This is a genomic window from Sinomonas sp. B1-1 (genome assembly GCF_050474465.1).
Classification (GTDB): Bacteria; Actinomycetota; Actinomycetes; order Actinomycetales; family Micrococcaceae; genus Sinomonas; species Sinomonas flava.
On sequence record NZ_JBCHVF010000005.1, the window covers coordinates 108,775 to 121,705 of the forward strand.

Here is a 12,931-nt window from a genome sequence, read left to right on the forward strand (position 1 = left end):
ACCATGGGCTACGCACCTCCCACGGTGGAGTCCCTCTATGCCATTGAGTCCATCAAACAGCTCAAGGCGCGATACTTCCGATACGTCGACCTCAAGAAGTGGGAACTGCTGCACGGTCTTTTCACCGAGACCGCCCGCTTCGAAGGCCTCTGGGCCGCCGGCGACGGGGTGGATGCGTTCATATCCAACATCTCCCGGAACCTCGCAGGGGTCTTCACGGCCCACCACGGATACATGCCAGAAATCAGACTCGAGGCGCCCGAGCGTGCGAGCGGTATCTGGGCCATGAGCGACAGGCTCGAATGGGAGGCCGACACCCGGGCCTACCTCGGGGTGTCCATCCCGGGCCAGCGCGGAATCCACGGCTACGGATACTACGAGGAGGAGTACCTCCTGACCGACGGCGAGTGGAAGATCGACTTCCTCAGACTGACGAGGCTCCACATCGAACCCATCACCTCCGCTCCCCCACCCAAGCTCTCAGGCTGGCTCGAACCGGAGATGGCCCGGTGAGCAACGGGGCCAGGCGTGCCCTGGTAGTCGGTGCAACGGGAATCGCCGGATCAGCGGTGGCCCACCACCTGGTCGACCTCGGCTGGGACGTGTGGGGACTGTCCCGGGGAACCGGAGTCATCGGACGGCCCTACCGAACGGTCAGCGCGGACCTGGGCGACATCGGCCAGCTCAGGAGCGTGCTCAGGGGCATCGGCATCACCCATCTCTTCTACACATCCTGGTCGCGGCAGGGGACCGAGGCCGAGAACATTGCCGTCAATGGAGCGATGCTCCGCAACGTTCTCTCGGCCGCGGGAGAGCAGGGGGGCCTTGAGCATGTCGCCCTCCTGACCGGGCTCAAGCACTACCTCGGCCCCGCCGAAGCGCAGCCAGTGCCGGGCACGCCCGACACCCCGTTTCTGGAGGACGAGCCCCGCCTGCCAGTACCGAACTTCTACTACGCGCAGGAGGACGAGGTCCTGGCGGCGGCGGCCCGCTTCGGGTTCACTTGGAGCGTCCACCGGGCCCACACGATCATCGGATACGCCGTCGGAAACGCCATGAACATGGGACTCACGCTGGCGGTCCAGGCAGCAATCTGCCGAGAGAACGGGAAGCCCTTCGTGTTCCCAGGGTCTGAAGCCCGGTGGAACGGCCTGAACGACATGACCGACGCCGGGCTCCTTGCCCGGCACATGACCTGGGCAGCGACGACACCTGCAGCGGCCCAGGACGCCTACAACGTGGTCAACGGAGACGTGTTCCGATGGCGCTCCATGTGGGGCCGAATCGCCGACATGCTCGGCGTCGAGGACGGCGGCACCGACGGCGCATCACCGCTGCGGACGCAGATGAACACCATGGCTGCCGAGACGTGGTCGCGCATTGCGCGGAAGCACAAGCTGAAGGAGCACGATGTGAGCAAGGTCGCGTCATGGTGGCACACCGACGGCGATCTAGGCCGCCAACGAGAAGTCCTCGCCGACATGCGCAAGAGCCGGCTCGCCGGATTCACGGGCTATGCCTGCACCGAGCACGCCTTCCGCGACCTCTTCGAACGCTACCGGGCCGCAAGCGTCATTCCCCGCTGACCATGCGTGCGGGAGGGGCCGGGCACCGGTCCCTCCCGCACGCATGGCCACGAAGAACCACCCGGCGCGCCGCGGCGCATCCATCGAAGGCCAGACCCCCGAGGAGAACACCAAGTGAAGCTCGCCACCCTCCGCACCCCCGGCCTTGGCACGGGGCGCACCGTCGCCGTACGGCAGGACGAGGACGCCTACGTCGAGGTGACCGGGTATGCCGACCTGGGCACGCTGCTGGCCGTGTCCGGCTGGCGGGAGATCGCGGCGAAGGCCGACGGCGCGCGCCATCCGATCGAGGGCGGGGACCTCGCGCCGGTGGTTCCCACGCCGTCGAAGGTGCTGTGCGTGGGCCTGAACTACGCCTCGCACATCAAGGAGATGGGCCGGGACCTGCCGGCGTACCCGACGCTGTTCGCGAAGTTCGCCGAGACCCTCACCGGCCCGTACGACGACATCGAGCTGCCCGCCGCGGACCACGCGATCGACTGGGAGGCCGAGCTCGTCGTCGTGATCGGCAGGCAGGCCCGGCGCGTGCCCGAGGCCGAGGCGGCCGACTACATCGCCGGGTACACCGCGGCGAACGACATCTCCATGCGCTCGTACCAGTTCCGCACCAAGGAGTGGCTGCAGGGGAAGATGTGGGAGCGCTCCACCCCCGTCGGCCCGGTCATGGTCACCCCGGAGGAGCTGGACCGGAACGCGGCGATCACCACCGACGTGGACGGGAACCGGATGCAGACCGGCACGATCGGGGACCTCGTCTTCACCCCCGAGCACCTCGTCTCCTACATCTCTGAGATCATCACCCTCAACCCGGGCGACCTCATCCTCACCGGCACCACCGGCGGGGTCGGGCGCGCCCGCACCCCGGAGGTGTACCTGACCGACGGGCAGACCGTGACGGTCTCGGTCGAGGGCATCGGGCAGCTGCGCAATGTGGCCCGCGCCCAGGCCGAGAACCCCGCCGTCGCCCCCGTCTGGGTCCCCGAAGCCCCTCCAGTGCGCGCCTGAGACTGACGCGACTTCCCCGCTGCACCAACAACCCGGTTCTCTGAATGACGCCCGCGCCATGGCACCGGCCAACCCGGAGAAAGCCGGGAAAGAGATCGAGACCGACGCCCTCCTCGACCAGTTCGAAGATGTTCTCGCCACCATCCTGCGGCACTTCTCCGGCATCGAACCGCGCGACAGCCGGATTCGAAGCGCTCCACGGCGCGCAGCAGCGCCTCCCAGACGACAGCACCCGGGACTGGTTCAACGCCCAGTTCGGCACGCTCCAAGGGATCCGGGAAGCCCCCTACCCCGACCTGCGCCTCGAACCCCACCGGTCCGACTACGGTGAGTAGCCGCGGTTCATCCTTCGGCCCAGCCGGACGACAGCGACCGAGCCCTCGTCTGGGCAAGTCGATGGAGTCCTGGGCTTTCGTGAGCTGGCTTTCTTTGAGTCGCTCGGCCATGGATCGGCAACGTCGTGAAGGCCCCTGTTTGAGCACGCTTATGCCTGGGTCGCGGAAAACTACTGACTGAGCCGGACTGGTCCTCGCACCAATCCTGCGCTGGGGACGGGAACCCCGCCGGGCCGGCCGCCGGCGCGCACAGCAGCGGTAGCGGCGACGCCACCACCGGTCGCACCACAGGAGAAGACATCTACTCGCAGGGCAGCGTGCGGGCCGCCCCCATCGGCCGGGGGACTGTTTTTCTCGAAGGGCCTCCCGTTGTGCCACAATCGCTCGTTTCAGGCCGATGGCGCGGGACCTCAGCCAGAGCAAACGACGAAAGACCTTCACGGGCCGGCTGGGCCTCCGCAGTTCTGAGGTAATGGAAACTACAAGCAGTGTCGGCGCCGAATTGGCGAACAGTTCCGATGCGCCTCATGTCCCCGGAACCAGTGGCAGGGTAGGTACCTGCGGGGCCAGCGACGACGACTTCCAGAAGCTCGAGTACGCCCGCCGGTACGTCGAGGAGATCCCGAACGCGGACCTCGTGGTGGTCGAGGGCAAGCACATCCCCACCGAGGACTCGCCCCACGAGGTGGCGCGGGCCATCGTGGAGCACCTCGGCGCGGCCTCCTAGTCGGCCGCGTCCGCCGCAGACGCCTGCCGCACCAGCTCGGCCATGCGCTCCCGCGTGTCCGACCCCGGCGCGGGCAGGTACGCAACGATGTGCAGGGTCGGGGCGTCGGAGGGGACGAGCTGGTGCTGCTCGAAGTCCAGGCGCCCGGCCACGGGGTGCAGGAAGGTCCGGGCGCGTGAGGCGAAGCGGCGCACCTCGTGGTCGTCCCAGGCGCGGGCGAAGTCCTTCGAGTCCTGCCGCAGCCGGGAGACCAGCTCCACGTGCGCGGCGCGGTCGGCGTGCGAGCCGGCCTCCGCGCGGTAGTCGGCCAGGAAGCTGCGTACCGTGACCTCCCAGTCGGGCAGCATGCCGCGCACGTAGGGATCCGTGAAGGTCAGCCGCAGGAGGTTCCGGTCCGGAGCCGGGACCGAGGCGATGCCCGGGAACAGCGCCTCGTACCCGCGGTTCCAGGCCCCGATGTCCCACGTGGAGGTGACGGCGAAGGCCGGCGCCGGATCGAGGGCCTCGAGGAGGTGCTGGACGTGCTCGGGGACCGGCTCGGGAGCCGCCGGCGCCTCGCGCGGGGCCGGGGCGAAGCCGCTGAGGCCCAGGATGTAGTCGTGCTCCGGCGCGGTCAGGCGGAGGTTGACCGCGACGGCGTCGAGCACCTGACGCGAAGGGTTGATGTCCCGGCCCTGTTCGAGCCAGGTGTACCAGGTGACCGAGACGCCCGAGAGGAACGCGATCTCCTCGCGGCGCAGCCCCACCACGCGGCCACGCCCGACGGGCGGGAGTCCGTACTCGGCCCGGACGGCGCGCTCCCGCTTCTTGCGCAGGAAGGCGCCCAGCTCCTTGCGCCGGGCATCGGCGGGCGCAGCAGGCTCCACCCCGGCCTCCTCGAACGCTAGTAGTTTCACTACTAGTATCACTGCAGTCTGGCGGTGGCCCGCGCGCGCGTGATGGTGTGGTCCCATGCCAGCTCTTCGCTCCCGTACCGTCACCCATGGCCGCAACATGGCCGGCGCCCGCGCACTGATGCGCGCCTCCGGCGTCGCCAACGCGGACATCGGCAAGCCGATCATCGCCGTCGCCAACTCGTTCACCGAGTTCGTTCCCGGTCACACCCACCTCGCCCCGGTGGGCCGCATCGTCTCCGACGCGATCCTCGCCGCGGGTGCCGTCCCGCGCGAGTTCAACACCATCGCGGTGGACGACGGCATCGCCATGGGCCACGGGGGCATGCTCTACTCGCTCCCGTCCCGCGACCTCATCGCGGACTCCGTCGAGTACATGGTCAACGCGCACTGCGCCGACGCGCTCGTGTGCATCTCCAACTGCGACAAGATCACCCCGGGCATGCTCATGGCCGCGCTGCGCCTGAACATCCCCACCGTCTTCGTCTCGGGCGGCCCGATGGAGGCCGGCCGCGTGACGCTCACGGACGGCTCGGTCCGCTCCCTTGACCTGGTCAACGCGATCGCCGACGCCGTCGACGAGTCGATCTCGGACGCGGACATCGACCTCATCGAGCAGAACGCCTGCCCCACGTGCGGCTCCTGCTCGGGCATGTTCACGGCCAACTCGATGAACTGCCTCACCGAGGCCATCGGCCTCTCCCTGCCCGGCAACGGCTCGGTCCTCGCGACCCACACCGCGCGCAAGGCGCTCTACGAGCGGGCGGGCGCCACCGCCGTCGAGCTCGCCAAGCGCTACTACGAGGACGACGACGACTCCGTCCTCCCGCGCTCGATCGCCACGGCCCAGGCCTTCGACAACGCCATGGCCCTGGACATCGCGATGGGCGGCTCGACCAACACGATCCTGCACCTGCTCGCGGCGGCGCAGGAGGCCGGCGTCGAGTACGGCCTGGCGGAGATCGACGCGAAGTCCCGCAAGGTCCCGTGCCTCGCCAAGGTGGCGCCGAACGTGGCCAAGGACAAGACGTACTACATGGAGGACGTGCACCGCGCCGGCGGCATCCCCGCGCTCCTCGGCGAGCTCAATCGCGGCGGCCTCCTCCACACCGACGTGCACTCGGTCCACTCCCCCGACCTCGCCTCGTGGCTCGACGCGTGGGACATCCGCGGCGGCAAGGCCACCGAGGAGGCCCAGCAGCTCTGGCACGCCGCGCCCGGCGGGCAGCGCTCCTCGACGGCGTTCTCGCAGTCGAACGAGTGGACCTCCCTCGACACCGACGCCGAGGGCGGCTGCATCCGCAGTGTCGAGCACGCGTACTCGAAGGACGGCGGCCTCGCCGTGCTGCGCGGCAACGTCGCCGTGGACGGCGCCGTCGTGAAGACCGCGGGCGTGGACGAGTCGATCTGGACCTTCGAGGGGCCGGCGGTCGTGTGCGAGTCGCAGGACGAGGCCGTCGAGAAGATCCTGAACAAGACGGTCAAGGAGGGCGACGTCGTCGTCATCCGCTACGAGGGTCCGAAGGGCGGGCCTGGCATGCAGGAGATGCTGTACCCGACCTCGTTCCTCAAGGGCCGCGGTCTCGGCAAGAAGTGCGCGCTCATCACCGACGGCCGCTTCTCGGGCGGCACCTCGGGCCTCTCGATCGGGCACATCTCGCCCGAGGCGGCGTCCGGCGGGACCATCGCGCTCGTCGAGGACGGCGACCTCATCCGCATTGACATCCCGAACCGCTCGATGGAGCTCGTGGTGGACCAGGCCGAACTGGACGCGCGCCGCGAGCGCCTCGAAGCCACCACCGGCTACCACCCGGCCAACCGCGAGCGCCCGGTCTCCGCGGCGCTGCGCGCCTACGCCGCCATGGCGACCTCGGCCGACAAGGGCGCCGTGCGCGACGTCGACTCCCTCACCCGGCTCACCTCGCCGCAGGCCCCGCAGCCGGTCGCCTGAGGCCCGACTGGAGCGACTGGACCGACCCCTCTGGCGCAATTGTCGGGTTGGGACGGGTGCGATGCCCTTCAACCCGCCTCAACCCGACAATTGCGCCAGGGGCTGACCCTGCCGTTCGCGCGGGAGCGCCTGGTAAGTCAGCGCCTGATCAGGCGCGGGCGTCCTCGAGTTCGGCCGACTGCTCGGCGTCCTTCGCGGCCTCGGGGGACTCCGTGACGTCCGCCGTCTCCGCCGAGCGCTCGGCGGGTGCGGGGCCCCGGAGCAGCGGGTTCACGGAGGTGACCGTCGAGAGGTCAGGCATGATCGGGCGCCCGGAGCCGAGCCCTGACTTCGCGGTAGGACGGGCGGACGAGGCGACCTTCGCCGCAATGGCCCCAGCGGCACCAGAATCCCCGGCACTAGACTCCCCGGCCGCCGGCTCCCCGGCAGCCGGTTCTTTGGCAGCCGCGGCCGCCACCTTCCGGACAGAACCGGTCGCCGCGGAGGCGCGCGGCGTCGCAGAGGCGGCCGCCTTGCGGGGCTTCCGCTTCGGGGCGGCCTTGGGCTCCTCCTCGGTCCCCCCTGCCGGAGTCGCTGCCGAGGACACCTGCGAGGTCTGCGGCTTGCGTGCCGGACGTGCGGGCTTCGGAGCGGACGTCGCGTCACCCTCGGGCCCGTCGCCGGCCAGCGCCGCCTCGAGGGCGTCGACGTCGAGCCCGGCCATCGCGGCGTCGACCTCGGCGCCGAGCTCGGCCAGACCAGCCGCCTCGGCCGCGCGGACGGACGTCTCGGCGGCGGACCGGGCGTACTGCACGAGGAGCACCGTGAGGTGGGTGATGGCCAGGAGGACGACGGGTGGCATCGCGGCGACGAGTGCCGAGACGATGACGGGGACGTTGCCGTTCTCGGCCCGGACGGCGAGGATCGCGTGGATGGAGTTCGCGGCGGTCGAGACGATCGCGCCGAAGAACAGCAGGATCCACGGGTAGAGCTGCTCCCTCCCCTGACGCCCTGCGAGGGCCACGATGGCCACGGTTGCGGCGACGATCATGCCGTCCACGATGAGCGGCCACATCCAGGCGATCGTGGGGTTGATGCCGGCACGCACGGCCAGGTCAGTCAGGGCGGAGAAGCTGAGGACGAAGGCGCCGGAGCCGATCACAATCGTCGCGGCGATACCGGTCCCGACGATGCGGCGGGAGATGGGCTTGGGCGTCTTCACAGATGGGGTGTTCACAGGGTTCGGGGGGTTCACCCTAGTTTTCTACCACGGAGCGAAGAACCCCCGGTGACCAGTCCTTCACCCTCTGCGGCGGCGGTAGTAGTCCCGCCAGATGAGCCGGTGTACCGGGATGATCCGCGGCAGCGAGCGCACCCCGGGGATGAACGGGACGAGCATGAGGGCGAGCGTCAGGACGGCCATGATGAGCGTGATCACGAGGTCCGCGTTCGCGAGCCCCGTGAAGGGCGGGATCTGGTACCAGAACGAGAAGAGCCACAGCCACGACTGGCCCGGGTAGTTGCCGGTCTCGTTCATCATGCCCCACTGGTCGCCGGTGAGGTGCTGGTCCTCGGCGAACCCCTGGAAGTACTGCCCGTCGCCGAGGAAGAGCACCTCACGGGTGCGGTCGAGCCCGGGCGACGCGCCGCCGTCGAGCGCTGCGTCCAGCGAACCGCTCCGCGCCATCGCGAGCAGCGCGCCGTCCAGGGCGGGGACGGGGCCGTAGTCGCCGGACGCCACCTTGGAGGGGTCGCCGTCGGGCGCCTTCGACAGCGCCTCGGCGTACGCGGACGTCCAGTCGCTGCGCTGCTGGTCCGTCGCGCCGGTCCACGCGGCCACCTCCGCAGGAGGCTGCGGGAGCGTCTCGAGCGGGCCGAGGACCACGTCCTGGGCGGTGTCGACCGGCAGGCGGACGCCCGAGAGGCTCTGCAGGTCGAGCGGGCCGAGCGTCTGGCTCGCGCCCTGCGTCCCGTTGTACGGCGGCCCGTATCCGGCGGTCTCGCTCGTCCCGCCGAGCTCGGCCGTCGCGGTGGCCACGAAGTCCGACGGCGCGGCGCTCGCCCACTGCTTGAGCGTCACCGGCGCCTCGTCGGGGGATCCGAAGACCGCTGCGAGCCCGACCGTGAGGACCCCGACGACCACGAGCGCGTAGACGAGCTCCTTGACGAGGTCGTACTCGCGCACGGCTCCGCGCCAGGGCTGGCGGTCGAGATCGGCGCCCCGGCTCACGACGGCTCACCCGCCCCGGCTCCGGGCCGCAGCTGGGCGTCGTGCTCCGACGCCTCGAGCGGCGGGACGACCCCGTGGACGCGCACGAGGAGCACGTGGAGCACGACGACGGCGCCCACCGCGAGCGGCAGCAGCACGATGTGCCACATGAGGACCTGGCCGAGGTTGGCGACGTTGAACCACGCGCCGACCCCGACGGCGTTGAGCGCGTCCTTGGCCTCGAACGCGATCCACTGCGAGTCGAAGTTGGTCTGGAGGAGATAGCCGGTGAACGCGGTGACGATCGAGACGACGAACGCGATGACCCCGGTGATCCATGTCAGGGCCCGGCCACCGCGCCACGACGCCATCCAGAACTTCCCCCACAGGTGGATGACCATGAGCATGAAGAACAGCTCCACGCTCCACAGATGGGTGCTGTTGATGAAGTGCCCGAGCGCCGAGACGTGGTACCAGGCGGGACCGTTGAGCGCGAGGACGACTCCGGACGCGATGACATACAGAAGCGCTGCGATGGCACCCATGCCGAACACGTAGATCCATGAGGCGACGTAGCTCGGCTGTGTCTCGGGCAGCAGCCTGTCCGGGGGGAGCGTGCGGACGCCCCGCTCGCGGAGCCTTCCGGTCCAGTTCGCGATATGCCCTCCGGCGGCAGCCTCCCGGCGAGCGGGGTGGGCGCTGGTCATCGCCGGCCCCGTCCTCCCGGGAAGGGCAGGAGGAGCGCGGCGATGAACAGCACGATCATCGCAACGATGACGATCAGGTTCCCCAGCTGGACCGTGAAGGAACCCCATCCGAGATAGATGCCGTCGGCCTCGAAGCGGGCCGCGGACGCGAGGGCCGTCAGTGGTGTGTCCACGCCTTCACGGTGCGCCGCGCCGGCGCAGCGAGATAGGGACTTAGTGCCCAGCGGGCCCAAGTCCCAGCATTCCCACAGGAACGGCGGTCCCAGCGGGATCCCCGCTCAGAACGGATAGGTGGCGATGTCAGGGCGCATCGTGAGCCACTGGACCTCGGTGAAGGCCTCCATGTTGGCGGTGGCCCCGCCGAACCGCGACCCCGTGCCGGAGGCGCCGACCCCGCCGAAGGGCGCGTTGGCCTCGTCGGAGACCGTCTGCTCGTTGATGTGGACCTTGCCCGAGTGGACGCGGTCTGCGATCTTCATGGCCGTCCCGACGTCGCCGAGGATGCCGACGGACAGGCCGTACTCGTTGGCGTTGACGAGCTCCACGACCTCGTCCACGCTGGAGAACCTCGTCACCGGGGCCACCGGTCCGAAGATCTCGTCTGCGAAGGCGGGGTTCTCGAGGTCGAGGTCCGCGAGGACGGTCGGCTTGTAGAAGAGCCCCTCGAAGGTCCCGCCCGCGGCGAGGCGGCCGCCCTTGGCGACGGAGGCTTCGACGATGCCGTGGATGCGGTCGCGCTGGCGCTCGTCGATGATCGGCCCGAGCGCCACCTGGCTCGTCGCGGGGTCGCCCACGGGCAGGTTCTCGGCCTTCTCCGACAGCGCGGCGACGTAGTCGTCGTACACAGACTCGTGCACGAAGTGCCGCCCGGTCGTCATGCAGATCTGGCCCTGGTGCATGAAGGAGCCGAACGCGCCAGCCGAGGCGGCCTTGGGGATCTCCGCCCCCGGCAGCACGATGAGGGCGTTGTTGCCGCCGAGCTCGAGGTGGGCGCGCTTGAGCAGCCGGGCCGCCGCCTCGCCCACCCGACGGCCTGCCGCCGTCGAGCCCGTGAAGGAGACCACCCGCACCTCGGGCGCCTCGACCACGGCAGTCCCGGTCTCCGCGCCGCCCGGCAGCAGGGACAGCACGCCCTCGGGCAGCCCGGCCTCCTCGAAGACCCGCATCAGTGTGACTCCGCCGCACACGGCCGTGCGCGGGTCCGGCTTGAGCAGCACCGCGTTCCCGAGCGCGAGCGCCGGCGCGACCGAGCGGATCGAGAGGATGAGCGGGAAGTTGAACGGCGCAATCACGCTCACGACGCCGGCCGGGCGCCTCCGCGCGAACGACCACCGGTCCTCGTCCGAGGTCAGGACCTCCCCGTGCGGGTGCGACGGCAGGGCCGCCGCCTCGTAGCATTCGTTCGCCGCGGTATGGGTCTCGAGCTGGGCCTTGGGCGGGATGCTGCCGGCCTCCCGGACGATCCAGTCCTGGACCTCCTGGGCGTGCTCCTCCCACAGCTGCCCCGCACGGCGCAGGACGGCGGCGCGCTCCTCGGGCTTCTTCGCCGCCCATTCGGGCTGGGCCTTCGCCGCGAGCTGCGCCGCCCGGTAGACGTCCTCGCGCGAGGCGGACCCGACCGAGCCGAGCGTGGCGCCGGTAGCCGGCTCAACGACGTCGTACGCGCCGCCCTCAGCCTCGGTCCACCCGCCGATGTTGACCTTGCCGCCCCACAGTGCGGCGTCGAGAAGTGCCATTGCCGTGTCCTCCTGTCACCCTTTCCCACGAGTCTGCCCCCGAACGGCCGCCGACGCCACGGCAGCCTGTCAGGCGGCCCCCACGGCGCGGGCGGCCTCGGAAATCGACGCCGCCGCCGCGTGCAGCTGGGGCACGAGCCGGGCCACCTCCGCGTCTCGGTCGGTGCGGTCGTCGAGACGAGCGGAGAGGGCGATGTTGATCGCCGCCGCGGCGCGCCCGTCCGCCCCGCGCACCGGCACGGCCACGGAACGCAGGCCCACCTCGAGCTCCTGGTCGACGACGGCGTACCCCGCCTCGCGTATCCGGGCGAGCTCCGCCTCGATCGCCTCGCGCGAGGTGAGCGTGCGGGGCGTGAGCGGAGTGAGGTCGGCGCGGGCGAAGTACTCGTCGAGGTCCGCCGCCGGGAGGTCGGCGAGCAGGACACGGCCCATCGACGTGGCGTGCGCGGGGAACCGGGTCCCGGGCGAGATGCCCACGGTCATGATGCGCCGCGTGTGGATGCGCGTCAGGTAGACGATGTCGGTCCCGTCGAGGATCGCGAGCGACGTCGACTCGCCGTTGCGGTGGGAGAGCTCCTCGAGGATCGGCTGGGCCAGCTCGGGGAGGCGCTGCCCCGACAGGTACGCGTAGCCGAGCTGGAGCACGAGGGGGGTGAGGGCGAAGACGCGACCGTCCGTTCGCACGTACCCCAGCTCGACGAGCGTGTGGAGGAACCGCCGCGCCGTGGCCCGGGTGAGGGCGGTCCGCGCGGCGACCTCGGAGAGCGTCATCTCCTGGTGGTCGGCGTCGAACGCGCGCACGACGGCGAGGCCCCGCGCGAGCGACTGCACGAACTGGTCGCTGGGTTTCGACTCCGCTTCGCTCCGCTCAACCACCGTTACCCCCGGTTTCGACTCCGCTTCGCTCCGCTCAACCACCGTTGTGTCCGCTTCGCTCCGCTCAACCACCGTTACCCCCGGTTTCGACTCCGCTTCGCTCCGCTCAACCACCGTTGCGCCCCGGTTTCGACTCCGCTTCGCTCCGCTCAACCACCGTTGCCCCTCGGTTTCGACTCCGCTTCACTCCGCTCAACCACCGTTGCGCCCGCTTCGCTCCGCTCAACCACCGTTGCGTCACACCCCCGGGAGCAGCGGCACCCCGACGAGGCCCTGGAGCTCCGAGAAGGTGATCCCGAACGTCTCGCGGACGCGGACGCCGTCGGGCGTGATGAGGAAGACGGCCTTGTCCGTGTACACGCGGGTCACGCAGCCCACGCCTGTCACGGGGTAGGACAGCTCGGGGACGAGCTTGGACGTCCCGTCCTTGGTCGTCAGCGTCATCATGACGTAGACGTCCTTCGCGCCGGTCGCGAGGTCCATCGCCCCACCGACGGCGGGGATCGCGTCCGGCGCCCCGGTGTGCCAGTTCGCCAGGTCGCCGGTGGCGGAGACCTGGAACGCGCCCAGCACGCACACGTCGAGGTGGCCGCCGCGCATGATCGCGAACGAGTCGCCGTGGTGGAAGTAGCTCGCCCCCGGCAGCTCCGTGACGGGGATCTTGCCGGCGTTGATGAGGTCCTGGTCGACCTGGTCCCCGGTGGCGACCGGGCCCATGCCGAGCATGCCGTTCTCGGTGTGGAGAGTGATGTCCTGCTCGTCGGTCAGGTAGTTCGAGACCAGGGTCGGCTGGCCGATCCCGAGGTTCACGAACGAGCCCGGCGCGATGTCCTTCGCGACGAGCTTGGCGAGGTCGTCGCGGCCGAGGGGCGAGTCGGAGGCCTGCGGGACCGCCTGGGTGATGTTCGACGTCGTCTGCTGGCTCAT

14 protein-coding genes are annotated in these 12,931 nt (G+C 70.2%); 6 read left to right on the forward strand and 8 right to left on the reverse strand.

From position 1 onward, the window contains the following. Positions 1-3 precede the first annotated feature (3 nt). The 5 genes from ACQ5BE_RS10120 (at position 4) to ACQ5BE_RS10140 (ending at position 3,653) form a co-directional block, all read left to right on the forward strand. Positions 4-513 carry a nuclear transport factor 2 family protein gene (locus ACQ5BE_RS10120; protein WP_430296909.1) on the forward strand — a complete coding sequence of 170 codons (510 nt, stop codon included), beginning with the start codon at positions 4-6 and terminating at the stop codon, positions 511-513. Then, positions 486-1,586 (forward strand): SDR family oxidoreductase, encoded by a 1,101-nt coding sequence (locus ACQ5BE_RS10125; RefSeq protein WP_430296974.1) that lies wholly within the window; start codon positions 486-488, stop codon positions 1,584-1,586. Before ACQ5BE_RS10120 ends, ACQ5BE_RS10125 begins: the two co-directional genes overlap by 28 nt. Positions 1,587-1,700: 114 nt before the next feature. After that, on the forward strand, positions 1,701-2,591 hold the full coding sequence (locus ACQ5BE_RS10130; protein ID WP_430296910.1) for a fumarylacetoacetate hydrolase family protein: 891 nt from the start codon (positions 1,701-1,703) through the stop codon (positions 2,589-2,591). Positions 2,592-2,719: 128 nt separating this feature from the next. Further along, positions 2,720-2,926 (forward strand): hypothetical protein, encoded by a 207-nt coding sequence (locus ACQ5BE_RS10135; RefSeq protein WP_430296911.1) that lies wholly within the window; start codon positions 2,720-2,722, stop codon positions 2,924-2,926. Between the two features lie 502 nt (positions 2,927-3,428). Next, entirely contained in the window at positions 3,429-3,653 is a 225-nt protein-coding gene (locus ACQ5BE_RS10140) for an alpha/beta fold hydrolase (RefSeq protein WP_430296912.1), read from the forward strand. On the opposite strand, the gene ACQ5BE_RS10145 is transcribed toward ACQ5BE_RS10140, so the two are convergent. Then, entirely contained in the window at positions 3,650-4,519 is an 870-nt protein-coding gene (locus tag ACQ5BE_RS10145; protein WP_430296913.1) for a helix-turn-helix transcriptional regulator, read from the reverse strand. The two genes, ACQ5BE_RS10140 and ACQ5BE_RS10145, sit on opposite strands and share 4 nt — an antisense overlap. 85 nt (positions 4,520-4,604) lie before the next feature. Between ACQ5BE_RS10145 and ilvD the strand changes: the two genes are divergently transcribed. After that, complete coding sequence (ilvD, locus tag ACQ5BE_RS10150; protein ID WP_430296914.1) at positions 4,605-6,497, forward strand: dihydroxy-acid dehydratase; 1,893 nt, start codon at positions 4,605-4,607, stop codon at positions 6,495-6,497. 148 nt (positions 6,498-6,645) lie between these two features. Here ilvD and ACQ5BE_RS10155 read toward each other — a convergent pair whose 3' ends face one another. The 7 genes from ACQ5BE_RS10155 to ACQ5BE_RS10185 form a co-directional block, all read right to left on the reverse strand. Then, positions 6,646-7,698 (reverse strand): DUF2637 domain-containing protein, encoded by a 1,053-nt coding sequence (locus ACQ5BE_RS10155; RefSeq protein WP_430296915.1) that lies wholly within the window; start codon positions 7,696-7,698, stop codon positions 6,646-6,648. Positions 7,699-7,776: 78 nt separating this feature from the next. Further along, a complete protein-coding gene (locus tag ACQ5BE_RS10160; RefSeq protein WP_430296916.1) occupies positions 7,777-8,706 on the reverse strand; it encodes a hypothetical protein in 930 nt (309 codons plus the stop codon). Further along, the gene (locus tag ACQ5BE_RS10165; protein WP_430296917.1) at positions 8,703-9,392 is read right to left on the reverse strand and encodes a cytochrome b N-terminal domain-containing protein; all 690 of its coding nucleotides are present in this window, start codon (positions 9,390-9,392) and stop codon (positions 8,703-8,705) included. The genes ACQ5BE_RS10160 and ACQ5BE_RS10165 overlap by 4 nt, the downstream gene beginning before the upstream one ends. Beyond that, positions 9,389-9,565: a hypothetical protein gene (locus ACQ5BE_RS10170; protein WP_430296918.1), complete on the reverse strand. Its 177-nt coding sequence runs from the start codon at positions 9,563-9,565 to the stop codon at positions 9,389-9,391. Before ACQ5BE_RS10170 ends, ACQ5BE_RS10165 begins: the two co-directional genes overlap by 4 nt. A 105-nt stretch (positions 9,566-9,670) precedes the next feature. Further along, the gene (locus ACQ5BE_RS10175) at positions 9,671-11,128 is read right to left on the reverse strand and encodes a benzaldehyde dehydrogenase (RefSeq protein WP_430296919.1); all 1,458 of its coding nucleotides are present in this window, start codon (positions 11,126-11,128) and stop codon (positions 9,671-9,673) included. 69 nt (positions 11,129-11,197) lie between these two features. Further along, positions 11,198-12,004 (reverse strand): IclR family transcriptional regulator domain-containing protein, encoded by an 807-nt coding sequence (locus ACQ5BE_RS10180; RefSeq protein WP_430296920.1) that lies wholly within the window; start codon positions 12,002-12,004, stop codon positions 11,198-11,200. Positions 12,005-12,241: 237 nt separating this feature from the next. Continuing rightward, positions 12,242-12,931, reverse strand: coding sequence for a 3-oxoacid CoA-transferase subunit B (locus ACQ5BE_RS10185; protein ID WP_430296921.1), 690 nt, complete (start codon positions 12,929-12,931; stop codon positions 12,242-12,244).

Coding starts and splice junctions, on each gene's coding strand:
- ACQ5BE_RS10120 (WP_430296909.1), top strand. CDS start 4: ATGGGCTACGCACCTCCCACGGTGGAGTCCCTCTATGCCATTGAGTCC.
- ACQ5BE_RS10135 (WP_430296911.1), top strand. CDS start 2,720: ATGTTCTCGCCACCATCCTGCGGCACTTCTCCGGCATCGAACCGCGCG.
- ilvD (WP_430296914.1), top strand. CDS start 4,605: ATGCCAGCTCTTCGCTCCCGTACCGTCACCCATGGCCGCAACATGGCC.
- ACQ5BE_RS10165 (WP_430296917.1), bottom strand. CDS start 9,392: ATGACCAGCGCCCACCCCGCTCGCCGGGAGGCTGCCGCCGGAGGGCAT.
- ACQ5BE_RS10175 (WP_430296919.1), bottom strand. CDS start 11,128: ATGGCACTTCTCGACGCCGCACTGTGGGGCGGCAAGGTCAACATCGGC.
- ACQ5BE_RS10185 (WP_430296921.1), bottom strand. CDS start 12,931: ATGAGCCAGCAGACGACGTCGAACATCACCCAGGCGGTCCCGCAGGCC.